General features: G+C 66.7%; 23 protein-coding genes and 1 tRNA gene. 16 read left to right on the top strand and 8 right to left on the bottom strand.

Features of this window, described 5'->3' with window-relative positions; all coding sequences use genetic code 11:
* The first annotated feature begins 16 nt into the window (after nt 1-16).
* The 4 genes from BRO63_RS03605 (at nt 17) to BRO63_RS03590 (ending at nt 3,604) form a co-directional block, all read left to right on the top strand.
* Nucleotides 17-994 (top strand): Bug family tripartite tricarboxylate transporter substrate binding protein, encoded by a 978-nt coding sequence (locus BRO63_RS03605; protein ID WP_088138567.1) that lies wholly within the window; start codon nt 17-19, stop codon nt 992-994.
* A 65-nt stretch (nt 995-1,059) separates the two neighbouring features.
* Complete coding sequence (locus BRO63_RS03600; protein ID WP_088138566.1) at nt 1,060-2,037, top strand: Bug family tripartite tricarboxylate transporter substrate binding protein; 978 nt, start codon at nt 1,060-1,062, stop codon at nt 2,035-2,037.
* A gap of 8 nt (nt 2,038-2,045) precedes the next feature.
* The gene (locus BRO63_RS03595; protein WP_088138565.1) at nt 2,046-2,588 is read left to right on the top strand and encodes a VOC family protein; all 543 of its coding nucleotides are present in this window, start codon (nt 2,046-2,048) and stop codon (nt 2,586-2,588) included.
* The gene (locus tag BRO63_RS03590) at nt 2,585-3,604 is read left to right on the top strand and encodes a fumarylacetoacetate hydrolase family protein (protein WP_088138564.1); all 1,020 of its coding nucleotides are present in this window, start codon (nt 2,585-2,587) and stop codon (nt 3,602-3,604) included. Before BRO63_RS03595 ends, BRO63_RS03590 begins: the two co-directional genes overlap by 4 nt.
* Before the next feature lie 12 nt (nt 3,605-3,616).
* On the opposite strand, the gene BRO63_RS03585 is transcribed toward BRO63_RS03590, so the two are convergent.
* The 3 genes from BRO63_RS03585 to BRO63_RS03575 all read right to left on the bottom strand — a co-directional run bounded on the left by BRO63_RS03585 (nt 3,617) and on the right by BRO63_RS03575 (nt 4,871).
* Nucleotides 3,617-3,904, bottom strand: a complete 288-nt coding sequence (locus tag BRO63_RS03585) for an MSHA biogenesis protein MshH (protein WP_088138563.1) — start codon at nt 3,902-3,904, stop codon at nt 3,617-3,619.
* A 110-nt stretch (nt 3,905-4,014) separates the two neighbouring features.
* Nucleotides 4,015-4,434 (bottom strand): hypothetical protein, encoded by a 420-nt coding sequence (locus BRO63_RS03580; protein ID WP_088138562.1) that lies wholly within the window; start codon nt 4,432-4,434, stop codon nt 4,015-4,017.
* A complete protein-coding gene (locus BRO63_RS03575) occupies nt 4,431-4,871 on the bottom strand; it encodes a Fur family transcriptional regulator (protein WP_054457561.1) in 441 nt (146 codons plus the stop codon). The genes BRO63_RS03580 and BRO63_RS03575 overlap by 4 nt, the downstream gene beginning before the upstream one ends.
* A gap of 104 nt (nt 4,872-4,975) precedes the next feature.
* Here BRO63_RS03575 and BRO63_RS03570 point away from each other — a divergent pair, with 104 nt between their 5' ends.
* Together BRO63_RS03570 and BRO63_RS03565 are read left to right on the top strand one after the other, a co-directional pair.
* On the top strand, nt 4,976-5,758 hold the full coding sequence (locus tag BRO63_RS03570; protein ID WP_088138561.1) for a helix-turn-helix domain-containing protein: 783 nt from the start codon (nt 4,976-4,978) through the stop codon (nt 5,756-5,758).
* Nucleotides 5,759-5,944: 186 nt separating this feature from the next.
* On the top strand, nt 5,945-6,808 hold the full coding sequence (locus BRO63_RS03565) for an alpha/beta hydrolase (protein ID WP_088138560.1): 864 nt from the start codon (nt 5,945-5,947) through the stop codon (nt 6,806-6,808).
* An 11-nt stretch (nt 6,809-6,819) separates the two neighbouring features.
* Here the strand turns inward: BRO63_RS03565 and BRO63_RS03560 are convergent, their stop codons facing one another.
* On the bottom strand, nt 6,820-7,281 hold the full coding sequence (locus BRO63_RS03560; RefSeq protein ID WP_088138559.1) for a YkgJ family cysteine cluster protein: 462 nt from the start codon (nt 7,279-7,281) through the stop codon (nt 6,820-6,822).
* 239 nt (nt 7,282-7,520) lie between these two features.
* On the opposite strand from BRO63_RS03560, the gene BRO63_RS03555 reads away from it, so the two are divergent.
* Nucleotides 7,521-8,126, top strand: coding sequence for a DNA-3-methyladenine glycosylase I (locus BRO63_RS03555; protein WP_088138558.1), 606 nt, complete (start codon nt 7,521-7,523; stop codon nt 8,124-8,126).
* 18 nt (nt 8,127-8,144) lie between these two features.
* Here BRO63_RS03555 and BRO63_RS03550 read toward each other — a convergent pair whose 3' ends face one another.
* Nucleotides 8,145-10,067: an LTA synthase family protein gene (locus BRO63_RS03550; RefSeq protein WP_088138557.1), complete on the bottom strand. Its 1,923-nt coding sequence runs from the start codon at nt 10,065-10,067 to the stop codon at nt 8,145-8,147.
* A gap of 346 nt (nt 10,068-10,413) precedes the next feature.
* Here BRO63_RS03550 and BRO63_RS03545 point away from each other — a divergent pair, with 346 nt between their 5' ends.
* Nucleotides 10,414-12,501 (top strand): AsmA family protein, encoded by a 2,088-nt coding sequence (locus BRO63_RS03545; RefSeq protein WP_088138556.1) that lies wholly within the window; start codon nt 10,414-10,416, stop codon nt 12,499-12,501.
* 3 nt (nt 12,502-12,504) lie between these two features.
* Here BRO63_RS03545 and BRO63_RS03540 read toward each other — a convergent pair whose 3' ends face one another.
* A complete protein-coding gene (locus BRO63_RS03540) occupies nt 12,505-14,094 on the bottom strand; it encodes a sensor domain-containing diguanylate cyclase (protein WP_088138555.1) in 1,590 nt (529 codons plus the stop codon).
* 4 nt (nt 14,095-14,098) lie between these two features.
* The gene (locus BRO63_RS03535; protein WP_088138630.1) at nt 14,099-14,716 is read right to left on the bottom strand and encodes a TetR/AcrR family transcriptional regulator; all 618 of its coding nucleotides are present in this window, start codon (nt 14,714-14,716) and stop codon (nt 14,099-14,101) included.
* Nucleotides 14,717-14,831: 115 nt separating this feature from the next.
* Here BRO63_RS03535 and BRO63_RS03530 point away from each other — a divergent pair, with 115 nt between their 5' ends.
* The 6 genes from BRO63_RS03530 to BRO63_RS03505 all read left to right on the top strand — a co-directional run bounded on the left by BRO63_RS03530 (nt 14,832) and on the right by BRO63_RS03505 (nt 20,762).
* A complete protein-coding gene (locus BRO63_RS03530; RefSeq protein WP_088138554.1) occupies nt 14,832-15,578 on the top strand; it encodes an SDR family oxidoreductase in 747 nt (248 codons plus the stop codon).
* A gap of 151 nt (nt 15,579-15,729) precedes the next feature.
* Nucleotides 15,730-15,805, top strand: a tRNA-Lys gene (locus BRO63_RS03525).
* A gap of 198 nt (nt 15,806-16,003) precedes the next feature.
* Nucleotides 16,004-16,519 carry a sigma-70 family RNA polymerase sigma factor gene (locus BRO63_RS03520; RefSeq protein ID WP_088138553.1) on the top strand — a complete coding sequence of 172 codons (516 nt, stop codon included), beginning with the start codon at nt 16,004-16,006 and terminating at the stop codon, nt 16,517-16,519.
* Entirely contained in the window at nt 16,516-17,484 is a 969-nt protein-coding gene (locus tag BRO63_RS03515; protein WP_088138552.1) for a FecR family protein, read from the top strand. The genes BRO63_RS03520 and BRO63_RS03515 overlap by 4 nt, the downstream gene beginning before the upstream one ends.
* An 88-nt stretch (nt 17,485-17,572) precedes the next feature.
* The gene (locus BRO63_RS03510) at nt 17,573-20,005 is read left to right on the top strand and encodes a TonB-dependent siderophore receptor (protein ID WP_088138551.1); all 2,433 of its coding nucleotides are present in this window, start codon (nt 17,573-17,575) and stop codon (nt 20,003-20,005) included.
* Between the two features lie 100 nt (nt 20,006-20,105).
* Nucleotides 20,106-20,762 carry an HAD family hydrolase gene (locus BRO63_RS03505; RefSeq protein ID WP_088138550.1) on the top strand — a complete coding sequence of 219 codons (657 nt, stop codon included), beginning with the start codon at nt 20,106-20,108 and terminating at the stop codon, nt 20,760-20,762.
* Nucleotides 20,763-20,795: 33 nt separating this feature from the next.
* Here BRO63_RS03505 and BRO63_RS03500 read toward each other — a convergent pair whose 3' ends face one another.
* The gene (locus BRO63_RS03500) at nt 20,796-21,275 is read right to left on the bottom strand and encodes an Lrp/AsnC family transcriptional regulator (protein ID WP_088138549.1); all 480 of its coding nucleotides are present in this window, start codon (nt 21,273-21,275) and stop codon (nt 20,796-20,798) included.
* A gap of 165 nt (nt 21,276-21,440) precedes the next feature.
* Between BRO63_RS03500 and BRO63_RS03495 the strand changes: the two genes are divergently transcribed.
* Both BRO63_RS03495 and BRO63_RS03490 read left to right on the top strand, forming a co-directional pair.
* The gene (locus BRO63_RS03495) at nt 21,441-22,235 is read left to right on the top strand and encodes an HpcH/HpaI aldolase family protein (protein ID WP_088138548.1); all 795 of its coding nucleotides are present in this window, start codon (nt 21,441-21,443) and stop codon (nt 22,233-22,235) included.
* 43 nt (nt 22,236-22,278) lie between these two features.
* Nucleotides 22,279-23,481 (top strand): pyridoxal phosphate-dependent aminotransferase, encoded by a 1,203-nt coding sequence (locus tag BRO63_RS03490; protein WP_088138547.1) that lies wholly within the window; start codon nt 22,279-22,281, stop codon nt 23,479-23,481.
* Nucleotide 23,482 lies beyond the last annotated feature (1 nt).

Below are 23,482 nucleotides of genomic sequence, written 5' to 3'. Positions count from 1 at the left end.
CCTGAAGGAGACAGACGTGGATCGACGCCATTTTCTCGAAGCGCTGGCGGCTGCGGCGCTGGTTGCCGTTGCGCCGCTGGCCCGCGCGCAGGACGGCTATCCCCGGCAGCTCATCAAGTGGGTAGTGCCGTATTCGGCCGGCGGCGGCACCGACATCCTGGCGCGTGCGCTGGCCGAAGCCATGCGCGCGGAGCTGGGCCAGCAGATCATCATCGACAACCGGCCGGGCGCCGCGACCAACATCGGCGCGGAGTATGTCGCGCGGGCCAAGCCGGACGGTTATACGGTGCTGTCGGCCGGCAGCGGCGTGCTGGCTTTCAACGAGCATCTGTTCAGGAAGCTGCCGTTCAGCCCGGAAAATGACTTTTCCTACATCGGCGCCATCGGCAGGTTCCCGCTGGTGCTGGTGGCGAATCCCGCGTTTCCCGCCGCGGACTTCCAGGCTTTCCTGGCCCGCGTGCAGGCGGAGCCGGGACAGGTGAATTACGCCTCGCCCGGCAATGGCTCGTCGCATCATCTGGCCATGGAGCTATTCCAGAGCCGCACCGGCACCCGCTTGACGCACGTGCCTTATCGCGGCGCCGCGCAAGCCATGCAGGACGTGATAGGAGGGCAGGTGCCGGTGATGTTCCTGGACCTGGCCTCTGGGGCCGGCATCATCAAGGCCGGCAAGGTCAGGCCGCTGGCAATCGGCTCGCAGGTCCGTTCAGCGCTGTTGCCGGAGGTGCCGACCCTGGCCGAGTTGGGGGTTGCCGATGCCGAGGTGTTTGCGTTCCAGGGGTTGCTGGGCCCGGCTGGATTGCCGGCGCCGGTCGTGGCGCGCCTGAACCAGGCCTTGAACGCAGCCTTGTCCAAGCCGGAGGTGTTCAAGCTGTTCACCGAGTTCGGCTTCGAGCCGCTGCCCGGAACGCCCGAAGCATTCAAGACGCTGGCTCGCGCGGAATCGGCCCGCTGGGGCGAGGTCATCCGCGCCAACAAGATCGTGCTTGATTGAGGAATTCCATGATCCATGCCAATTCAGCCGGCTGACCGGCGACGACCATTCCTAAGGAGACAGACTTGAACCGACGCCATTTCCTCGAGGCCATGGGGGCCGCGGCCCTGGCCGCCGCCGCGCCGCTGGCCCGCGCCCAGGGCAAGTATCCCGACCAACTGATCAAGTGGGTGGTGCCGTACCCCGCAGGCGGCGGCACCGACAATCTGGCGCGCACGCTGGCCGAGTCCATGCGCGCCGCGCTGGGCCAGCAGATCATCATCGACAACCGGCCGGGCGCCGCGACCAATATCGGCGCGGAGCAGGTCGCGAACGCCAAGCCCGACGGCTATACCGTCATGTCGGCGGACAACGGCGTACTGGCCTTCAATGAGCATCTGTTCCGCAAGCTGGCCTTCAGTCCGGAGAAGGACTTCACCTACATCGGCGCCATCGGCAAATTTCCGCTGGTGCTGGTGGTGCATCCGGCGTTTCCCGTTGCGGACTTCAAGGCCTTCATGGCGCGCGTGCAGGCGGAGCCGGGCAAGGTGGATTACGCCTCGGTCGGCAATGGCTCGCCGCATCACCTGGCCATGGAGCTGTTCCAGAGCCGCACTGGGGTGCGCCTGACGCACGTGCCTTACCGCGGCGCCGCGCCTGCCATGCAGGACGTGATGGGAGGGCAGGTGCCGGTGATGTTCCTGGACCTGGCCTCGGGGGCAGGCATCATCAAGGCCGGCAAGGTGCGGCCGCTGGCCATCGGCTCGCAGGTCCGTTCGCCGCTGCTGCCGGAGGTGCCGACGCTGGCCGAACTGGGCGTGCCGGACGCCGAGGTGTTCGCGTTCCAAGGCATGCTCGGCCCCAAGGGCATGCCGGCGCCGGCGGTGGCGCGCCTGAACCAGGAACTGAACGCGGCCCTGGCGAATCCTGCCGTGGTGAAGCGCTTTGCCGAGTTTGGCTTCGAGCCGCTGCCCGGAACGCCCGAGGAATTCAGGACCCTGGCGCGCGCCGAATCGGCCCGCTGGGGCGAAGTCATCCGCGCCAACAAGATCTCGCTCGATTGAGGAATCGCATGGACCATACCGCCGCCCGTCCCGTGCAGGGACTGCATCATTTCGCCTGGCGCTGCCGGGATGCCGAGGAAACCCGGCGTTTCTACGAGGACTTGCTGGGCTTGCCGCTGGTGCACGTCATCAAGAAGGACTCGGTGCCCAGCACCGGGGAATTCTGCCCTTACGTGCATATCTTCTTCCGCATGCGGGACGGCTCCTGCATCGCGTTCTTCGACCTGGGCGACCAGACCGCGGCGCTGCCGTCGCCGAACACGCCGGGCTGGGTCAATCACATCGCCCTGAGAGTGCCTCAGCGCGATGATCTGCTGGCCATGAAGGCGAGGCTCGAAGCCCATGGCGTGGAGGTGGTCGGCGTCACGGACCACGACAGCTACATCGAATCGATCTATTTCTTCGATCCCAATGGCTTGCGGCTGGAGCTGACGGTCGAAGTGGCGGCGCCCGAAGTGGTTGAGGGCTACGTGCGCGAGGCCCGCGCGGCCCTGGATCGTTGGACCGAGGACAAGCGCGGTTTCGCGACCGCGCCGGGGGGGCTGGCATGACGAAGCTTGCTTTGCCATTGCGCGTGGCGACGCGCAGGAATGGCTCGCGTGACGGCGAGTTGATGCTGGTGAGCGCCTCGGGTTTGCGGTGGGCATCCGCCGGGGCCGGCGCGGCAACGCTGCAGGCCTTGCTGGATGGTTGGGAGGCAGTGGCGCCGCGGCTCGTGCGCCGCAGCCAGGAACTCGACGCCGCCGAGTGGGCCGGAGCCGACGCCTTCGACGCCGCCCAGTGCATGGCCCCGCTGCCCCGGGCCTACCAGTGGGCGGATGCCTCCGTCTACCGCAATCACGCGCGGCTGATCTACCAGTGGCGTCGGGAGCCTATTCCGCCGCGCTATGAAGACGAACCGCTGGTGTATCAGGGCGGGTCGGACGTGATGCTCGGGCCGGAGGACGCCATCGTCGCGGTCGACGAGGCCCATCAGATCGACCTTGAGGCCGAGGTCGCCGTGATTACCAAGGACGTACCCATGGGCACCGATGCCGCCCACGCTGCCGATCTGATCGCGTTGGTGGTCCTGCTCAACGACGTGTCCCTGCGCGGACTGATTCCTGGCGAACTCTCCAAGGGCTTCGGCTTCTACCAGAGCAAGCCTGCGACCAGCTTCGCGCCCATTGCGGTGACGCCGGACGCGCTGGGCGCCGCCTGGAAGGACTGCATGCTGGACCTGCCTGTGCGCATCGAGATCAATGGCGAGCGCTTCGGCGAACCCCATGCCAATAGCGAGATCGTCTTTAATTTCGCCCAGATCATCGCGCACCTTGCCAGGACGCGCAGCCTGGCGGCGGGCAGCATCGTCGGCGCGGGGACCATCAGCAACGCGGACCCGGGCGCGGGCAGCGCCTGCATTACCGAAGCGCGGGTGCGCGCCCAGCTCGATGGTGTGCCCGAAGCGCGGCTGCCGCCCTATCTGCGGCATGGCGACCGCGTTCGTATCCTGGCGCGCGGACCGAATGGCGATGCGCCGTTCGGCGCCATCGACCAACGTGTGAAAATCGCAGGAGGAGGGCGCTGACGGCGGGGGATTTCAGGACAGGGTGCGCGCCGGCATGGCCGACAGATCGTGCAGGTTCAGGCCGCAGCTGCGGGCGCGCTCCGCCATCAATTCGCTTTGCGCCAGGGCGCGCCGGCTTTCCTCCAGCAGCACGTCGAGCTGCTCCTGCAGGGTGGCCGCCATGGTCCAGGCGCGTTCGGAGAACCGGGCCGAGAAGCTGTCGGCACAGGTCTTGCAGATGGCTGCACCGTTCTGTTCGAGCAGCGGAGCGCCTTGCGCAAGCGTCGATTGGCAAAAAATGCAGGCGAGTGCGCGGTTCATGCTGGGCTGCCGCTCCTGGGGTTGATGGGGCGCGCAACCCGGTGGGTACCAGCGCCCTGACATCAATGGACAACGGCGCTGGCGGCCAACTCTTAAATCGACGGGCCCTTCTAGTCGACGATAAAGCCTCCCGGGCCGGAATGGCCCAGCAGTTCGCGGGCGCATTGCGCCGCCTGGCCGACGGTGGCCACGGCCAGGAACGGCACGCCGAAGGCGCGGGTCATCTTTTCGCCGCGCTTGCGGATCTTGTCCAGCGCCTCGGCATTGCCCTCCACGGCGATGAAGGCCCGGCAACGGGCCTTCAGGCGCGGCATGTTGGCGGTCTGCCATTCGACCATGGCCTTGCGGTCCGCCTGGCCGGCTTCCTGCCGCATGTCGGGCACGACCATGACGAAGCTCTGCGGGTTGTCCACCAGCATCTCCATTTCGCGTATCCAGCTGGCGGAGTAGCCGTCGGGCGCGCCGCCATGCCTGGAAGTGACGATGGGAAACTGGGACAGGTCGTGGAAGAAAAACTGTTCGTGGTTCATTCGAATTCTCCGTGAGGAAGGGCTGCCGCGTTCTTGCCGCAGCCGCAATGGCCGTAAAGCACCAGGCTGTAGGAGTCCAGCAGGAAGCCGCTGCGCTTGGCGATCTTCCTGACCAGCTGGCCCATGGCCGGGTCGCTGGACTCCAGGATCCGTCCGCAATCGGTGCAGACCAGATGGTCGTGGTGTCCCTTGTCGTTGAGCTCGTACACCGTGGTGTGGGCGTCGAGCTGAGTACGTTTGAGCAGGCCGGCGCCTTCAAGTTGCGTGATGACGCGATAAACCGTGGCCAGGCCGATATTGCTGCTGTCCGAGAGCAGGTTGCGGTAGATGTCGGCCGGGCTCATGTGCAGGCCGGCGTGCTGATAGAAGAGATCCAGGATCTTCATGCGCGGGAAGGTGGCCTTGATGCCGGCATGGCGCAGTCTTGAGTGGTCCATGGGAGGGTTTCCTTGCGTGGCTGATATCCAGGTGAGAATGATGTACATTTCCAACTAGGCCCGCTCACCGGAAACCGTCAACCTGTAGCTCAAACCTGCCAACCATGCTTCACGTGGCCGTTGCGCCTCCCTTGCCGGACGTATTGCTGACGCCGTTCAGCGTCCGCGGACGGCGCGAATCCAAAGGCATCGCCGTGCCCTCTCATGTCCATGACGAGGGCATGCTGGTGCTGGTGCACGAGGGGCTGGTGCTGGTGCAGGCGGGCGCCCAGGTCTGGACCGTGATGCCGGGCAGCCTGGGCTGGATCCCGCCGGGGGTGCAGCATGGCGCGCGCTGGTTCGGCGAGGCGCGCGGGTCGTTCCTGTACGTGCGCCGCGACGCCTGCGAGCGTCTGCCGGACCACTGCCGGTCCTGGCCGGCGTCCCGGCTGATCGAAGCCCTGATGGACCGCTTCACTTCGGTCCAGCCGAACACCGTTTTGTCTCCTGCCTACCAGGAGCAGCTGTTCGACGTCCTGCTGGAAGAACTCAAGCAGCGCGAGCATGAGCCCGTGCCGCTGCCGATGCCCGTGGATCCACGCTTGCAGGATCTGGCCAATACGCTGCTGGACCGGCCCGACGACACGGCCGGCATCGATGAGTGGGCGCAGCGCCTGAACATGTCCTCGCGCACGCTGATGCGCCGTTTCCGCCAGGAAACCGGCGTGACGCTGGGACAGTGGCGCCAGCAGGCCCGCCTGCTGCGCGCGCTGGAGCTGCTCTGCCGCGGCGGCTCGGTCACCGAGGCCGGCCTCGCGGTGGGCTATGAGAGCACCAGCGCCTTCATCGGCAGCTTCCGCGCGGTATTCGGCGTGACGCCCACGCGCTACCTGGCCGAACGCGAGTAGCGCGGTCCAACCGGCGGGCTTTACGCATTTTCACGGTTCTCCGACAGTTTTGCCGATCTTCCCAGACACCCCCTGCCTAGTATGACGCCAGGGTCGGACAAGCCTTTTTGTCCTGCCCGCCATGCTTCAGGGGTGTTTCATGAATGACTTTTTTTTCTTGGCGTCGTCGTCGGCCAGGAGTGCGCCGTGAGCCAGCAACGCGTCGGCGCGCTGCTCATCCATGGCCTGGGCGGCACCGAATTCGACATGGGCGCCATGCACAAGGTGCTGGCGCGCGCCGGGGTCGAGACCCACGGCGTGACCTTGCCCGGCCATGCCGGTTGTCCGGAAGACCTGCTCGATGTGAAGGTCGAGGACTGGATGGCGGTGGTGACGCAGCGCTATCGCGAGCTTTGCGCGCAATACGAGGTGCTGCACGTCATCGGCATGTGCCTGGGCGCTCTGCTGGCGGTGGAGCTGTGCAAGCGCGAATCGCACACGCGCGGCGCGCTGGTGTCGCTGTCCGCGCCGGTGTTCCTGGATGGGTGGAGCACGCCCTGGTACCGGGCCGTGCGCTACCTGGTGTATCGCTTGCCGGGCCTGCGGCGGTGGATCCGGGTGCGCGAGGAAGATCCGTATGGCGTCAAGAGCGAGCTGGTGCGCGCCTTCATCAAGGCGGGCTTTGCGCGCGGCGACGGTTTCCATTACCAATGGGTGCCGCTGGCCTGCGTGCGCCAGGTGGACCGGCTGCGCGGCATGGTCCGGCAGGGACTGGAGCGCATGCGCTGCCCGACCTTGATCATGCACGCGGAAGAGGACGAGCTGACCAGCCCACGCTCGGCCCGCTTCCTGGAACGGCGCATACCCCAATCGACGGTGGTGATGCTGCAGGACAGCTATCACATGATCTGCGTGGACCAGGAGCGCGAACGGGTGATGCGCAACGTGCTGGGCTTTCTGGGCAAGGATCCGGATATCGTCCGGGTGCGCAAACGGGCGCGGGCGCCTGCGTCCGATACCCGTCCCGCGCCGGCCATGCTGGCGCACGCCAGCCATCCCTGCGCGGGCTGAAACCCGCCGTTTCAGGCGGCGGCGGGCTGGTTGGGGTGCATGGGGCCTTGCGGGTCGTTCTCGGCGTCCGGCCGGGGCGGCACCAGGGCCAGCCCCAGCGCCAGCCGCAGGCGCTGGCAATCGGGGTTGGGCGAGCCGTCAGGCATCCAGATGTCGAATTCCCGGCAGGGCGTGGGGCGGTTTTCGTAGATGGCGCAATGGATGCCGGGCTGGCCCAGTTCGCCGCGCAGCGAGATGCAACGGCCGCCGCCGGTTTCCGTACCCTTCATGCAGGCGCGCAGCGGGCTCATCTGGGTGACCAGCTCCAGCGGCACATGGCCGCCGTTCTCGCCGGCCAGTTCGCCGCAATAGAACGACACCCTGAAATGCGCACAGCATGCCCCGCAGTCCAGACAGGGGTTGGCGGCCGGGTCGTCGCCTGCCAGGACGGCGGGCGAGACGAAGGAAATGAGAGAGGACTCTAGCAGGGACATGGCGCGCGGAAGGCTGAAAACCTGTCCAGGTCCCGGCTGGCTCGCAAAACGGGCCGCATGACGCAGACCCCCCGTACAGCGCCGGGACGCGCGCGGACAGGGCCGGCGCGGGATCAGGGCTGCAAATATTAGCGGGATATGAGCGGCGGCCGCCACGATTTTTTTGGCCTGGGATGGTCTTTTATCGGGGACGTTGCTGCGGTAGCATCGGTAGCCCCAACAGCGGCCAGGAGCCTGCCTTGAACGCCAACACTGAATCTCCCGACGGCCTGGTCCGTTGCGGCTGGGTGGACACGTCCGCCGAGTACATGGCCTACCACGACACCGAATGGGGCTACCCGGAGGGCGATGACCGGGCCCTGTTCGAGCAGCTCTGCCTCGAGGGGTTTCAGTCGGGATTGAGCTGGCGCACCATCCTGTCCAAGCGTGAGGCGTTCCGCCGCGGCTTCGCCAACTTCGAGCCCGCCAAGGTGGCGCGCTTTGGCGAAAAAGAGGTGCTGAGGCTGCTGGACGATGCCGGCATCGTGCGCCATCGCGGCAAGATCGAAGCCGTGATCAACAATGCCGCCCGCGCGCTGGAGATGATCGAGCGCGAAGGCTCGCTGGGCGCCTACCTGTGGCGCTTCGAAGCCCCCAAAGGGGCGCCGTCGACCCGTGGCGCCTCGACTTCGGCGCAATCAGAGGCCCTGTCCAAGGCCTTGAAGAAACTGGGTTGGAAGTTCGTCGGGCCCACCACGGTCTACGCTTTCATGCAGTCGGTGGGCATGGTGAACGACCACAGCCCCGATTGCCATTGCCACGCCGCCAGCGAAAAGGCCCGCAGGGCGTTCAAGCGGCCGGCGTAGCGGCCGCCGGACAGGGGATCAGGCGGCAGGCTTTTCGCCGGAGGCGGACGGTTCGGCAGCCTGCCCTGGCAGGCTGTAGCGGCCTTCGCGATAGGCCCAGCTGGGCCACAGCGCATGCGCCAGCGCCTCCGCGGCAAGATCCGGATTCAGCGGCATGGGCGCGTATTCCTCGGGCGCCGTGTAGCGGTATTGCAGCGGCGTCTTGTTGGGCGCCATCACCAGCAGCTCGTCTTCCTTCAGGTAGCCATAGGTGTTGTCGTACTGCATGATGGCCCGGCCCGGGGTGCTGCGGGTCAGGTCGTGGCCGATCATCGGATGTTCGGTGTCCACGCCTATCAGCGACAGCAGGGTCGGCGCCAGGTCGACCTGGCTGATCAGGCGGTCGTCGCGGCGCGGCTCGATGCCGGCGCCCAGGATCACGGCAGGAATATGGAAGTGGCGCACGGGCACTAGGCTGGCGCCGAAGACGCGGGAGTCGTGGTCCGCCGCTATCAGGAACACGGTGTTTTCCCAGTACGGCGAGGCCTTGGCGCGTTCGAAGAAGCGGCCCAGCGCCCAGTCGGCGTAGCGCACGGTGTTTTCGACGGTGGCCGGGTTGCCGTCGGTCTGGATGCGGCCGGCCGGATACTCCCAGGGCGAATGGTTGGACACACTGAAGGCCAGCGTGAAGGTCGGCTGGTCGCCGTCTTCGCGCAGCAGCCGGTCCAGCTGGTTGAACATGTCCTCATCCGACGCGCCCCAGGTGCCGACGAAGGCCGGGTCCACGAAATCGGGACGGTCCACGATCTGCTTGAAGCCGTTGCCCAGGAAGAAGCCCTTCATATTGTCGAAGTGCGATTCGCCGCCGTAGATGAAGCGCGAATGGTAGCCATGGCGTCCGAGCAGGTCGGCCAGCGAGAAGAAGCCGCGCTGTGAGCGCGGCAGTTTCAGCACCGCCTGGGCGGGAGTGGGCAGAAAACCCGTGACCACCGCCTCCAGCCCGCGCACCGAGCGGGTGCCGGTGGCATAGGCGCGAGTGAATGTCCAGGCCTCGCGCGCCAGGGCGTCCAGTTCGGGCGTCAGGTCGGCGCCGCCCAGGCCGGCGCAATACTGCGCGCCCAGGCTTTCCTCCAGGATGATCACCAGGTTCAGCGGCCGCGCCGTCTTGCGGGTGGCCAACTGGCGGTGCAGGCTGGGATAGTCGGGGTTGGCGGGTGGGTTGGGCAGGCCGGCCTGGGCCAGCACCAGCCCGTGCATCTTGTCGTCGTCCATGCCGCCATACACGTCCGAGGCGGACTTTTCGTTCTTCATGCTGTAGACGGCGTAGAAGACGTTGTAGAGCGAATTCAGCGCCAGCGTGTTCAGCATGCCATCCGAACTGTAGGCGACCGAGGACGGGTTGATCGGACGGTGGCCCAGGGTACCGCGTATGGCCAGGACGGTGATCGCGATGATCGCCAGGCTGGCGAGCGGCATCTGCCACCAGCTCAGTTGCGCATCAGGCTGGGCGTGGCCGAACAGGCCGTAGGCGCCCCAACCGATGAGCCCCACCACGGCCAGGCCGCCCACCAGCGCGCCCTTGTAGCCGCGCCAGAGCATGCCGGAGACCTCGCGCGGATGCTTCAGGTATTCGACGAACAGGCGGTTGGGGCGCGAGTCGTATTCCATGATGAAGGGCGGGGTGGCCACTTCCAGGAAGGCCAGCAGGATGAACGCGACCAGATACCAGTAGCCGGCCAGCGCGGCGGCCAGCGGGATGTGGCCGAGCCAGGGCGACAGCGCAGCCGGCAGCGCAGCCAGCACGGCGATCTGGTGCGCGTCGATGCGCAGCCCGCCCAGCAGCAGGGGGATCAACCCCCCGGCATCGCGCACGCGCTTGGACTGCCAGGCGGCCAGCGCCAGGCGGCTCAGCGTCAGCAGCGCAAATGCCGCCACCACGAAAATCAAGGTCGAATGCCGCATCGGGCCTCCAGGTTGTTCTGCCAGCCGGTCCGATGGGCCGGGGTCTGTCGTTTGAGCATTTGAGCGGCGCCGGCGTCGAAAATTCGATGGATGCCGGCGTTCGCGTCACATTTCGCGTCGCGGAGCCATTTCGTTTTGTAACCGGCCACTGCGGGGCCGGGCACGGGCCGTGCTGCGCAAACCCCGGGCAACGCGTGCCGCGCGGCTTTGCAGGGAGCGCCGAGCCTGGAAAAATCCGCACACATTATGGGGCCGGCGCGTCCAGACAGGGCCGCGGGCCGCGATACCCTTGGAGGTAACAGGAGCCGGCAGCGATACGCCGGCCGCAATGCCAAGGATAATAACCATGACGCGCTCAAGAAAAATAGCGATCGGGATTGTAGGGGGAGCGGCGCTCCTCGTGGCGATACTGGTGGCCGTGATCGCCACCTTCGACTGGAATCGCGCCAAGCCCTTCATCAACGAGCGGGCCAGCGCCGCTATCGGCCGGCCGTTCGCCATCAACGGCGACCTGAGCATCGAATGGGCGCGCGAGCCCGACGAGGGGGGCTGGCGCGCCTGGGTGCCGTGGCCTCACGTCATCGCCAACGATATTTCAGTGGGCAATGCGCCCTGGGCCAAGGCGCCGCAGTTCGCAACGCTCAAGCGCGGGGAATTCAGTCTGGCGCCCCTGCCGCTGCTGCGCCAGCGCGTCGTCATCCGGCGCATCCAGCTGACCGAGCCCGCCGCCGACCTGGAACGCCTGGCCGACGGCCGCGCCAACTGGGAGTTCACGCTGCCCGAAACCGGCGAGCCTTCGCCCTGGGTGCTGGACATCAACGAAATCGGCTTCGACAAGGGCCGCGTGGGGCTGGTGGACGAAGTCCTCAAGGCGGACCTGACCGTGTTGGTTGATCCCCTGGGCAAGCCGGTGCCGTTCGCGGACGTGGCCGGCGCGGCCTTCGCGGCGGAGGAGGGCGGCGCTGCGCCGTCGCCGCGCGACTATGTGTTCGGCTGGAAGGTGGACGGCAAGTACAAGGGCCTGGCCACCAAGGGCGAAGGCAAGGTCGGCGGCATGCTGGCCCTGCAGGATCCCAGGCAGCCCTTTCCGGTGCAGGCCGACGTGGCCATCGGCGGCACCCGAGCCTCGATCGCGGGCACCTTGACCGATCCGGTCAATCTGGGGTCGCTGGACTTGCGCCTGAAGCTGTCGGGCGCATCCATGGCGCAGCTGTATCCGCTGACGGGCGTCACCCTGCCGGACACGCCGCCCTATTCCACCGACGGCCACCTGGTGGCCAAACTGCGCAATCCCGGCGGCGCGGTGTTCGACTACAAGGACTTCAACGGCAAGGTGGGCAACAGCGATCTGCATGGCGATATCAGCTTCGCATTGGGCATGCCCCGCCCCAAGCTGACCGGCAAGCTCTCCTCCAAACAGTTGCGGATGGAGGACTTGGGTCCGCTGATCGGCGTGCCGTCGGGCAAGGTGGCGGGCGCCGAAACGGACAAGGCCAAGGACGCGCCGGCCAAGCCCAAGGGCGGCAAGGTGCTGCCCACGCAGGCATTCCGCACCGACCGCTGGCGCGACATGGATGCCGACGTTGCGCTGGACGCGGGCCGCATCGTGCATGACAGCAAGCTGCCGCTGTCGGATCTGTCCGTGCACCTGGTGCTGCAGGACGGCAAACTGACGCTCGAACCCCTGCGCTTCGGCATGGCCGGCGGCAACATCAATTCCACCATACGGCTGGACGGCTCCGGCTCGACCCTGACCGGACGCGTGGAAATCAGCGCGCGCCGCCTGCGGCTCAAGCAGCTGTTTCCTGGCACCGCCGCCATGCAGAAAACGCTGGGAGAGCTGAATGGCGACATGGCGGTGAGCGGCGCGGGGAACTCGGTCGCCGCCTTGCTGGGCACGGCGACCGGCGATGTGAAGATGCTGGTCAACGATGGCGTCATCAGCCGCAGCCTGATGGAGATCGCGGGGCTCAACGTGGGCAACTACGTCGTCTCCAAGCTGTTCGGCGACGATGAGGTGAAGATCAATTGTGGCGCGGCCGATCTGGAAATGAAGAACGGCGTCATGACGCCGCGCGTGTTCGTGTTCGACACCGAGAACGCGCTGATCAGCATTACCGGCACGGCTGACTTCAAGAACGAGAAGATGGACCTGGAAATCACCCCGGACAGCAAGGGTTTCCGCATCTTCTCGCTGCGCTCTCCCTTGTATGTGCGGGGAACCTTCGGCTCGCCGGACGTGGGTGTGCATGTGTTGCCGCTGGCGGCGCGCGGCGCGGGCATGGTGGCCCTGGGCGTACTGCTGACGCCGGCCGCCGGGCTGCTGGCGCTGGTTGCGCCCAGCACCACCGACGACAATGCCTGCGGTCCCTTGCTGAAGCAGATGCGCGTGCCGCCCAAGGCGCCGCCGCCTGCTCCGTCCAAAGGCAAATAGGGCTCAGGCCGGCGAGGCCCGGCGCGCTCCGGCCTGGGCGTCGTCGTCCGCGACGCAGACGGCGTTGCGGCCGTGGTTCTTGGCGTAATAGAGCGCCTGGTCGGCGCGCTGCAGCACGGCCTCCAGCGTCGCGCCATGCGCGGGGTAGGCCGCCACGCCCGCCGAAATGGTAAGGGGCGTGGCGACGGCGCCCGGCTCCGTGGCAATGCGCTGGCGCAGCCGCTCCACCAGCGCGATGGCCGCCTCCAGTGGCGCGCCGGGCAGCAGCATGACGAATTCCTCGCCGCCGGCGCGCGCCACGGTGTCGCCGCTGCGCGACCCTTCGCTCATCAGCTTGGCCAGGGACTGCAACGCGCGGTCGCCCTCCGCGTGGCCGTGGCGGTCATTGATGTGCTTGAAGTGATCGATGTCGATGACCACGGCTGCCACCGGTTGCTTCTCGGCTTGCAGCAGCGCCAGCGCCTCGTCCATTCCTCGCCGGTTCAAGAGGCCCGTCAAGGTATCCGTGGTGGTTTCGCGGCGCAGGTCGCGGATTTTGTGATGGATCGAGGACAGGCCCGCCAGCAGCGCGCGCTTGAGTTGCGCGGCTTCAAAGTACCAGGAGCGCACGTCGCGGATGCGATCCGCCGAATCCGCGTTCTGCATGTGCTTGGCGATGCCGGCCAGTTCGCCCAGCGGCCGGGCGATCCAGCGCGACAGCAGCCAGATGGAGGCCACTGAAAGCAGCAGCAATGGCAAGGTATGGAGAGCCGTGGTCAGAAGCAGATCGCCCAGGGGCTGCAAGGTGGCATCGACGTGACGTTGCGCGATGATGCTCCAGCCCATGCTGGGCACTGGCGCATAGCCCGTCAGCAAGGCGTGGCCGTCATCGTCGGTGAAGCGCATTTCACCGGTTTCACCGCGCAGGGCGGGGGCGAACGCGCCGGATTTGGAGACGCTCTGTCCCAGCCGGCCGCGGTCGGGGTGATAGATCAGGGTGCCGTTGCGATCGATGACGTAAAGGGAGGAGTCGCCGCGGTAGAAGTGCTGGCTCAGCAGGTGATCCAGCATATTGTGCTCATGCAGGTAGAGCGTGCCGCCCAGAAACCCCAGATAGCGGTGGTCGGCCGAGAAAATGGGGTGGGTGTACAGGATCAGCCAGCGGTTCTTGAGATCCATGAACGGGGCGCTGACCGTCGGGTGCAAGGTTTCCTGCGCACGTCTGACGGCCTCGCTGTTCAGTTGCTGGCCCAGCAACGCGCGGTCCGATGTCGATGCCGCCAGCACCTTGCCTTGCGGCGACACGACAAACGTGGAGTTGAACTGGCCGAGCTGCCGTTCCTGCCGCTGCGTTTCGGCCGCCATGTGTTCGGGATGCACTTCCATGTCGGCCAGCATTTCCGCGCCATACGACAGATAGTTTCTGAGGTCGGTCAGGAACACGTCGGTCACGGAAGCCAGCTTGGAAGCGTAGGCCTGGTTGAGTTCCAGCGCGGTACGCAGCAGAAGGTCGCGCTGCACCAGGTAGCTGGCATGCAGGCTGCCCATCAGCGCGAGCACAACCGACAGCAGGCTGATCCACAGGATGAGATGCCGCAGATTGATCCGGAACATGACGTTATCCGTTGGGTATGCGTTCGGTCAGTGCGTCCCAGGCGCACATCGCCTGTCTGGCCACGGCTTGCAAGGTCTTGCGGCTGGCGCCGTCGCGCGCCTGGATCGACATGCCATGCAGCACGGTGGTGTAGAAGGCGGCCAGGCTCTTGAGGTCGGCGCCGGCCGGCAGTTCGCCATGCGAGGCGCCGGCATTGAGGCGGGCCAGGATGCGGCTTTGCATCTCCCGGCGGTTGTCGCCCAGGAAGTCGCCTACGCCGGCCTGGTTCGCGCAGCCTGCCGGCGCGCCCAGCACGATCATGCAGCCCGACGGCGTGCCGGGAGCTGTGAAGCGTTCGGCGGATGACAGCAGCATGGATTGGATGGCTTCGCGGGCGGTGGGCGCATCCTGCAGCGCGCGCCGCGCCGATCCGCCCTCGGTTTCGCGGTAGAGCTCCACCGCTTCGCGGAACAGTCCTTCCTTTGAGCCGAATGCGCCATAGAGGCTGGGCGAATTGATGCCCATCGCCGCCGTGAGGTCGGTCAGCGATGCTCCGTCATATCCCTTCGACCAGAAGACGTCCATGGCCTTGCGCAAGGCCTGGGCTCGGTCGAAGTTCCGGGGGCGCCCACGTTCTGCCATGGGCATGATTTTACCTGCCAGGGATTTTTGTGGTGATCGATAAAAAAATAGTTGACGGGCGTTAGTGGGCTCGGCGAATATATTTGTACTGATCACTACAAATATGGGTATCGCAATGCCGAATCTGACTGGAAAAATTGCCTTCGTCACCGGCGGAAGCCGGGGTATCGGCGCCGCCATCGTGCGCCGCCTTGCGGCCGATGGCGCCGACGTGGCTTTCACTTACGTGAGCGCTTCCTCGGCCGCCAGCGCGCAGGCGCTGGCGCGTGAACTGTCGGTGGACGGGCGCCGCGCGCTCGCCATCCAGGCAGATGCGGCAGACGCGTCCGCGGTCCGGGGCGCGGTCGACCGGGCCATCGCCGAACTGGGCCCCATCGACGTGCTGGTCAACAACGCCGGCATCTTCCTGACCGGCGCGATCGGCGAGACCAGCCTGGACGACTACGAGCGCACCATGGACATCAACGTGCGCGCGCCCTTCGTCGCCATCCAGGCGGCGCAGGCGGCCATGCCGGACGGCGGACGCATCATCAACATTGGCAGCTGCCTGGCAGGGCGCGCGGGCCGCGCCGGCGTCGCGCTGTATGCCGCCAGCAAGTCCGCGCTGGTCGGCCTGACCCAGGGCCTGGCGCGCGACCTGGGCGCGCGCGGCATCACCGCCAATGTGGTGCACCCCGGCCCGATCGACACCGACATGAATCCGGCCGACGGCGCGCATGCAGCGGACCTGGTGGCGGTGCTGTCCCTACCGCACTACGGCGAAGCCCGCGACATCGCCGGCATGGTGGCGTTCCTGGCTGGACCGGAAGGGCGCTACGTCACCGGTGCGAGCCTGTCGGTGGACGGCGGATTTGCGGCTTGAGGCAGGGCTGAAGAAAGTTTTTTCCACGTGACTTGCACAAACCAAAAAAGCTGCATATAATCTTGCTTCTTCGCACTACACACATAACGAAACGCAGCGGCAGCGGATTAAAAAACGCGCAGCAAAGCGGACGAGACTGAGTGAAGTTGCAGGGCTGTTAGCTCAGTTGGTAGAGCAGCGGACTCTTAATCCGTAGGTCGAGTGTTCGAGCCACTCACAGCCCACCAGAATTTCAAAGGCCGTTGACGTTATCGTCAACGGCCTTTTGTTTTTGCCGCGTCAAACTGATAGCAGCGGCAGGCTGCGTGAATCGTCGGGCTTAGAAAAAAACGCATCCGCGCCGCGATGGAAAAAGCGCGATGACGGGAAACGGACTTTGATATGATTGCTAATCATTCTTATTTCCAAATTCCTCCGCGCGTGCCATGTCCGCTCCCGATACCGCCCGCCACGCGGCCTTGTTGACCTGGTACAGCGATCATCACGGCTGGCTGGTCGGGTGGCTGCGCCGCAAGCTGGGCTCGCCCTGCGACGCCGCTGACTTCGCGCAGGACACCTTCGTGCGGCTGATCGGCCGCGACGATCTGGCGGCGATCAGGACGCCGCGCGCCTACCTCACGACGACTGCGACACGGCTGGTGATCGACGATGCGCGGCGGCGCAAGCTCGAGGCGTTCTGCCTGGAAAGCTGGGCCATCCTGCATGGCGGCGAAACTGCGCCCGCGCCCGAACAGCTGCTTGAAACCGTCGAGATCCTGGCGGAATTGGCGCGCATGCTCGATACCTTGCCTGCCAAGCCGCGCAGCGCCTTTCTGCTGCATAGGCTGGAAGGGTGGAGCTATGGCGAGATCGCTGCCGAACTGGGCGTGTCCTCTAGCATGGTGAAGCAGTATGTCGCGCGCGCGCTTGCCCATTGCTATCTGGCGCTGGAGGCTGCGTGAAGGCGCAGGCCCTTCCTCCCATCGTGGCGGACGCGGCGCAATGGATGGCCACCTTGCGCGATGAGGGCGCGAGCGACGCCGACCGCGAGGCCTGTCTGCGGTGGCGGGCGGCGGATCCCGAGCACGAGCGGGTCTATCGTCGGCTCGAGGATCTTTGGGGAAGTTTTGATCGGGTCGCGGCCTTCGATTCGCCTGCGGCAGCCCGCCGCATCCTGGAGCAGGCCGACCGCAAGCCGCGTATCGGACGCCGCGCCCTGGGAGCGGCCGCGCTGGCATTGCTGGTGTGCGGGGCCGGCCTGTGGCGCATGGCGCCGCCGGCCTGGTTGCTGGCCGATCACCGCAGCGGCGTGGGCGAGTGGCGCGTCATTGAACTGGATGACCATAGCCGCATTACCTTGAACAGCGATTCGGCCATCGACGTACGCTTCGATGCCCGCCAGCGTCTCATCACTCTGCGGCAAGGAGAGATTCTCGTCGACGTGGCCCACGAGGCTACGGGACGGCCCTTCGTGGTGCAGACGCCGGACGGCACGGCGCAGGCGCTGGGCACGCGTTATGCCGTGCGGCGCGGCGACGGCCATACGGATGTGATCGTGCAGGAATCCCGCGTGCGGGCTTGCGCCCAGGCTCCCGCGCCGGTTTGTGCCGATCTGGCGGCGGGGCAGCGCGTGCGCATGGGCGGGGGCCAGGTGGGGGAGGTTGAACCGGTGGATCCGGAACAGGCGCTGGCCTGGACGCGGCGCAGCCTGGTGGTGGACAACCAGCCGCTGGCCGATGTGCTGGCTGAGCTGAGCCGCTACCGCAAGGGGCGCCTGCAATACGACCCGGGTTCGCTGGACGGTTTGCGCGTGTCCGGGGTGTTTCCGCTGGAAGCGCCCGACCAGGCGCTGGCATCGCTGGCGGCCAGTCTTCCCATCACGGTCGGCCGATACACGCCTTGGTTGGTGCTGGTGCAGCGCCGTTGAAAAAAAATTCCGCATGCCGCTGTCCCTGGCGCGGTTTGCTTCGTCATGACTCATGAGTAGCCATCAATCTGGAGAGGGTCGTCCGCTCATGAGTCATTCCAAATTCACTGCACGCGCCCTGCGCGCGCTGTCCGCCGCGGCCGCGCTGGCCGCGGTTCATCCCGTCTGGGCGCAGCCGTCGGCTGCATCTGCTGCGACGATCGCCCGCGCGGTCGATGTGCCGCCTGGTCCGCTTGCCCCGGCGCTGAACCGCTATGCCGAGCAGGCCGGCCTGATCCTGTCGTTCGATCCGGCGTTGACCGCGGGGCTGCGAAGCCCGGGCCTGTCGGGCACGTTGGCGCCCCGGGATGCGTTCGCCGGCCTGCTGGCTGGCACCGGGTTGGAGGCGGTTGCGCGTGGCGAGGCGGGCTACACGATCCGGCGCGCACCCGGCGCCGCCACCAGCACGTTGGACCCGATCACCGTGCATGGCAGCGGCGAGCGGGCCTGGGGGCCGGTCGACGGCTATGTCGCGCGCAACAGCGCGACCGCCACCAAGACTGACACGCCGCTGATCGAGACGCCGCAATCGATCAGCGTCATTACGCAGGCGCAAATGGCGGCGCAGGGCGTCAGCCGCGTGGACGAGGCCTTGCGCTATAGCGCCGGGGTGCGCACCGAGCCCATCTACGACACGCGCCGCGGCACCTATTATGTGCGCGGCTTCAACGTCGCCAACAACGGCCAGTACCTGGACGGCCTGAAGTTGGCTTACTCGGGCGGCTACGGCGGCTGGGAGGTCGATCCCTACACACTGGAACGCCTGGAGGTCCTGCGCGGCCCTTCGTCCGTGCTGTATGGGCAGACCGTGCCCGGCGGCCTCGTCAACCAGGTCAGCAAGCGTCCGCTGGATACGCGCAGCGGCGAGCTGGCGGTGCAGTACGGCAGCTTCGACCGCAAGCAGCTCTCTGGCGACTTCACCGGCCCCTTGGACGATGCCGGCCGCTGGCTCTACCGCCTGACGGCGGTGGGGCGCGAGGGCGGCACGCAGACCAATCACGTCGACGACGACCGGGTCCTGCTGGCGCCGTCGTTGACCTGGAAGCCCAGCGCGGCGACCTCGATCACGCTGCTGGCGCAGTACCAGCACGACCGCACGGGCAATACGGCCAACTTCCTGCCTGCGGCGGGCACGGTCTGGCCAGTCGCCAACGGCCATATCCCGGTGGACTTCTTCACGGGAGACCCGACCTTCGACCAGACCGACCGGCGCAAGGCGCAGATCGGTTACCTGGCCGAGCATCGGGTCAACGACCAGCTGACGTTGCGCCAGAACCTGCGCTATTCCACTCTGGACGTCGATTACCGCAGCCTGGGGGCGAACGGCGGCTGGGTGCAGACGCGCGAACCCTATACCGATCTGCGCCGCATTTCGCTGGTCAGCAAAGAGGGCTTCCACCTGTTCACGCTGGACAACCAGGCCCAGTTCAATCTCGCTCATGGGCCGGTGGCGCACACGCTGCTGCTGGGCGCGGATTACCAGGAGTCGCGCTTTGACCGGCTCTACGGCTTGCGCACGGCCGCGGTGGATCCGATCAATGTGTGGGACCCGGTGTATGGCCGCCCATTCCCCGGCGCGACGCCGCAGGCGTCCAACGACACCAACCAGGTGCGCAGGCAGTTCGGCCTGTATGCGCAGGACCAGATCAAGTTCTACGACAAATGGGTGCTGCAACTGGCCGGCCGCTACGATTGGGCGCGTTCCACCACGGGCGAGACGATCCTGCGCACCGGCGTGGAAACCACCACGCGCACCAACGACGAGCAGTTCAGCGGCAAGGTCGGGCTGGTCTATCTGGCCGACAGCGGCCTGGCGCCCTACGCGTCGTACACCGAGTCCTTTGAACCCGTGGCGGGCGCGGGCTACGGCGGCACGCCGTTCCAGCCCACGCGTGGCAAGCAGTATGAAATCGGCTTGAAGTATCAACCGGCCGGCGCCCGCAGCTTCGCGCAGGTCTCGCTCTTCGACTTGCGGCAGACCAATGTGTCGACCGCGGACCTGGCTCATCCCGGCTTCAGCGTGCAGACCGGCGAAATCCGTTCGCGCGGCATCGAGCTGGAAGGCACCTGGGAAGTCACGCCGCAGCTGAACGTGCTGGCGTCCTACACCTACAACGACGTCAAGGTGACCAAGGCGGCGCGGACGGCGGTCAACCTGGGCAAGCGTCCGCCCTACATTCCCGATCACATGGCGTCGCTGTGGGCCGACTACCGCCTGTCGGCGACGGGGCCGCTGGCCGGCTTGTGGTTCGGCGCGGGCGTGCGCTACATGGGGTCGACCAATGACATCCCGGACGCGGTGCACGTTCCTGCCTATACGCTGGTGGATGCCGCGTTGCGCTACGACATGGGGAGCTACCAGTTCTCGCTGAACGCCAGCAACCTGTTCGACAAGCGCTACGTGGCCGCGTGCGACAGCGTGACCAACTGCTATTACGGCCTGGAGCGGACCATCATGGCGCGGGTGGCGTACCGCTGGTAGCGTGATTAAGTTCAGGCTTAATGCTGGGTAAACGCAGGTTGAATCACAGCGGCGGCGTTGCTCTTTATAGTGGGTCCATCCCCACCCGAGAGAGCCGCGCATGTCCAGTCCCACCGCAGTACCCGCCTATCCCCGGGCCGTGTTGTTCGACCTGCTGACGGCCTTGCTCGACTCCTGGACCATCTGGAACCGTGCCGCCGGTTCCGAGGCCGCCGGACGGGCCTGGCGCGCGGAGTATCTGCGCCGCACCTATGGCTGCGGCGTCTATCAACCGTATGAGCGTCTGGTGCAGGAGGCCGCGTCCGCGGTCGGCCTGTCGGCGGCCGCGCCCGCCGCGCTGGAGGCGGGCTGGGACGAACTGCCTGCCTGGGATGGCGCCCGTGAATTGCTGCAGGCCTTGCGGCCGCATTGCCGCCTGGCCGTGGTCACCAACTGTTCCGCACGCCTGGGGCAGCGCGCCGCCGGCTTGCTGGGCGTGGACTGGGACGTGGTGGTGACGTCGGAGGAGGCGGGCTACTACAAGCCCGATCCGCGCCCCTATGAGCTGGCCTTGGCCCGATTGCAGGTGCAGCCCTCCGAGGCCGCGTTCGTCGCCGGTTCTGGCTACGACATGTTCGGCACCAGCAAGGTGGGCCTGCGCACGTACTGGCATAACCGGGTGGGCCTGACGCTGCCGGAAGGGGCGGCGCGGCCGGAGCTGGAGTCCGCGCGGCTGGAAGCGGCGCTGCCGTGGCTGGAACGGTTCAACGCGGCCTGATGGCTGGCCGCCTCCGGCACAGAGGGCCTTGCATCAGTCCGCCGGCAACGAAATCGCATCCCCCAGCCCCTTGACCTCCTTCAGCACGAAGGAGGTGTAGACCTCCTTCACGCCGGGCAGGGCGCCAAGCACGTAGCGCGCCAGATCGCCGAAAGCGTCCAGGTCGCGGGCGATGACCGTCAGCTGATGATCATAGCGGCCCGACACGCAATGGCAGGTCAGCACCTCCGGCACGTGCTTGATGGCGTCCTCGAACGCCTTGACGTGTTCGGCACCCTTCTTGTCCAGCGAAATCCAGACGAACGCGGTCACGCCGAAGCCGAGCTTCTTGACGTCGACCTCGGCCCGGTAGCCGCGGATCACCCCTTCGTCCTCCAGCCGTTTGACGCGCCGCCAGCAAGGCGAGGGCGTGAGCGAAACGCGCTCGGCCAGATCGGCGCTGGACAGGCGTCCGTCGACCTGCAAGGCGGCCAGGATCCGCAGGTCCGTGGGGTCGAAATTCTTGCTTTGCACGATTTTTCCAAGAAATTGAAGGTTTCGCTAATTTCAATCCAAAATATTACACATTCACGTCAAAAATTCGGAAATATTCGCGATTCTGCTCCGGTATCTTTGTTCGGTTGTTGGAGGGGGCGTCGACGTCATGAATGCTCCCCGTTTGAACACTTTGGAGCAGACATGAAAGATCCGAATCCGATCCGCTCGGCGCTGTTGGCGCTGCAGCCTTCCGAGGGCTGCTGGCTGACGCTGGCGAGCCCGGCGGTGGCCGAGGCGATTGCGCACTGCGGCTTCGACTGGCTGGTCGTCGACATGGAGCATGCGCCCAATGACGTGGCGGGCCTGGCGGCGCAATTGCAGGCCATCGACGCGGCGCGCGCGCATGGCGCCGCCGCGTATCCGATTGTGCGCGTGACGGTGAACGATGCGGCGCTGGTCAAGCGCGCGATGGACTGCGGCGCCCGGACGATCATTTTCCCGAACATCGACACGGCCGAGGACGCGCGCCGCGCGATCGCGGCCATGCGCTTTCCCTCCGAGGGCAATGGCGGCGTGCGCGGCGTGGCGGGGCTGGTGCGGGCCGGCATGTACGGACAGGACCCTTCCTACGTCAAGCGGGCCAATGAGCAGGCGTGCGCGATCCTGCAGATCGAATCGGCGCAGGCGGTGCGCAACGTGGAAGCCATTGCCGCCTTGTCGGGAGCGGACTGCCTGTTCGTCGGCACCGCCGATCTGGCCGCCAGCCTGGGCCGTCTGGGCGACATGGCCCATGCCGAGGTGCGCGAGGCCGTCGGCCGCGTGATCGAAGCCGGCCGCGCGGCGGGCAAGGCGGTCGGCATCTTCGCCAACGATCCCGAAGAGGCCGCGCGCTACCGCAAGCTGGGCGTGCAATTCATTGCGCTGCACTCCGACGTGGCCTGGCTGGCCCGGGGCGCCCGCCAAGCGCGCGCGCAGTTCAGCGAGGCTTGCCGCTGAACCGGCGGCGCGATCTCTTTCTTCTGGCAAGACAGGAACAGGCATGAATACAGCAGTATCTTCCGGCGGCCTTGGCGCGACCGCGCGCGCCGGCGTGCAGACCTTGCGTTCGTCGCAAATCCGCGAAGTCGCCAATGCAGGCATGGGCCGCGCCGACGTGCTGCCCTTCTGGTTCGGCGAACCCGACGAGCAGACGCCGCCCGCATTCCGCGACGCGGCCATCGCCCATATCGCTTCCGGGCAGACCTTCTATGTACAGACCCTGGGCGTGCCCGCTTTGCGCGAACGCCTGGCCGGATATGTGAGCGGCCTGCACGGCCAGCGCGATGTGGACAACATCGCGGTGACCAGCTCGGGCACCTCGGCGCTGATGACGGCCGTGCAGGCCATCGTGGGCGCGGGCGATCGCGTGGTCGCCGTGACGCCGCTGTGGCCCAATCTGGTGGAAATGCCCAAGGTGCTGGGGGCAAGCGTGACGACGGTTGCGCTGTCGTTCTCCGAGAGCGGCTGGCGCCTGGACCTGGACGCCTTGCTCGGCGCGCTGACGCCGGACGTGCGGGCGCTCCTGGTGAATTCGCCGAACAATCCGACGGGCTGGGTGATGAGCGCCGAGCAGCAGCGCGCGGTGCTGGAGCACTGCCGCAAGCACGGCATCTGGATCATTTCCGACGACGTCTACGAACGCTACTACTACGAAGGCGCGGTGGCGCCCACCTTCCTGGACATCGCCGCGCCGGACGACCGCGTGGTCAGCTGCAACTCGTTTTCGAAAGCCTGGCTGATGACGGGCTGGCGCGTGGGCTGGGTCGTGGTGCCGCGTGGGCTGCTGCCGGAAATCGGCAAGTTGATCGAATACAGCAACACCTGCACACCTGGCTTCGTGCAGACCGCCGCGCTGTGCGCGCTTGAACAGGGCGAGCCCGTCATTGCGCGCACCGTGCAACGCCTGCGATTGGCGCGCGACCACCTGGCGTCGAAGCTGTCGCAGGTGCCCGGGGTCGAGCTGGCCGGCGCGGCGCCGGGGGCGATGTACACCTTCTTCCGTATCCGTGGCGTGTCGGACAGCCTGGCGTTCTGCAAGGACCTGGTCGTGCGCGGCGGGCTGGGCCTGGCGCCGGGCATGGCTTTCGGTCCCGAGGGCGAGGGCTATCTGCGCTGGTGCTACGCCAGCGCGCATGAGCGGCTGGATGAAGGCGTGGCTAGACTAGCGCGCTTTCTGGATGCGGCGCGGGGCAAGGCTGCCTGAG

Source organism: Achromobacter xylosoxidans (assembly GCF_002192695.1).
GTDB lineage: Bacteria > Pseudomonadota > Gammaproteobacteria > Burkholderiales > Burkholderiaceae_B > Achromobacter > Achromobacter xylosoxidans_C.
Note: the sequence above shows the minus strand (reverse complement) of the source record. Positions and strands in the feature narration are given on the sequence as shown.

What these genes read in the sequence shown, in the direction of transcription:
- BRO63_RS03595 (WP_088138565.1), top strand. Translation starts at nt 2,046, where the DNA reads ATGGACCATACCGCCGCCCGTCCCGTGCAGGGACTGCATCATTTCGCC.
- BRO63_RS03590 (WP_088138564.1), top strand. Translation starts at nt 2,585, where the DNA reads ATGACGAAGCTTGCTTTGCCATTGCGCGTGGCGACGCGCAGGAATGGC.
- BRO63_RS03585 (WP_088138563.1), bottom strand. Translation starts at nt 3,904, where the DNA reads ATGAACCGCGCACTCGCCTGCATTTTTTGCCAATCGACGCTTGCGCAA.
- BRO63_RS03580 (WP_088138562.1), bottom strand. Translation starts at nt 4,434, where the DNA reads ATGAACCACGAACAGTTTTTCTTCCACGACCTGTCCCAGTTTCCCATC.
- BRO63_RS03575 (WP_054457561.1), bottom strand. Translation starts at nt 4,871, where the DNA reads ATGGACCACTCAAGACTGCGCCATGCCGGCATCAAGGCCACCTTCCCG.
- BRO63_RS03570 (WP_088138561.1), top strand. Translation starts at nt 4,976, where the DNA reads ATGCTTCACGTGGCCGTTGCGCCTCCCTTGCCGGACGTATTGCTGACG.
- BRO63_RS03560 (WP_088138559.1), bottom strand. Translation starts at nt 7,281, where the DNA reads ATGTCCCTGCTAGAGTCCTCTCTCATTTCCTTCGTCTCGCCCGCCGTC.
- BRO63_RS03550 (WP_088138557.1), bottom strand. Translation starts at nt 10,067, where the DNA reads ATGCGGCATTCGACCTTGATTTTCGTGGTGGCGGCATTTGCGCTGCTG.
- BRO63_RS03545 (WP_088138556.1), top strand. Translation starts at nt 10,414, where the DNA reads ATGACGCGCTCAAGAAAAATAGCGATCGGGATTGTAGGGGGAGCGGCG.
- BRO63_RS03540 (WP_088138555.1), bottom strand. Translation starts at nt 14,094, where the DNA reads ATGTTCCGGATCAATCTGCGGCATCTCATCCTGTGGATCAGCCTGCTG.
- BRO63_RS03535 (WP_088138630.1), bottom strand. Translation starts at nt 14,716, where the DNA reads ATGGCAGAACGTGGGCGCCCCCGGAACTTCGACCGAGCCCAGGCCTTG.
- BRO63_RS03530 (WP_088138554.1), top strand. Translation starts at nt 14,832, where the DNA reads ATGCCGAATCTGACTGGAAAAATTGCCTTCGTCACCGGCGGAAGCCGG.
- BRO63_RS03520 (WP_088138553.1), top strand. Translation starts at nt 16,004, where the DNA reads ATGTCCGCTCCCGATACCGCCCGCCACGCGGCCTTGTTGACCTGGTAC.
- BRO63_RS03510 (WP_088138551.1), top strand. Translation starts at nt 17,573, where the DNA reads ATGAGTCATTCCAAATTCACTGCACGCGCCCTGCGCGCGCTGTCCGCC.
- BRO63_RS03505 (WP_088138550.1), top strand. Translation starts at nt 20,106, where the DNA reads ATGTCCAGTCCCACCGCAGTACCCGCCTATCCCCGGGCCGTGTTGTTC.
- BRO63_RS03495 (WP_088138548.1), top strand. Translation starts at nt 21,441, where the DNA reads ATGAAAGATCCGAATCCGATCCGCTCGGCGCTGTTGGCGCTGCAGCCT.
- BRO63_RS03490 (WP_088138547.1), top strand. Translation starts at nt 22,279, where the DNA reads ATGAATACAGCAGTATCTTCCGGCGGCCTTGGCGCGACCGCGCGCGCC.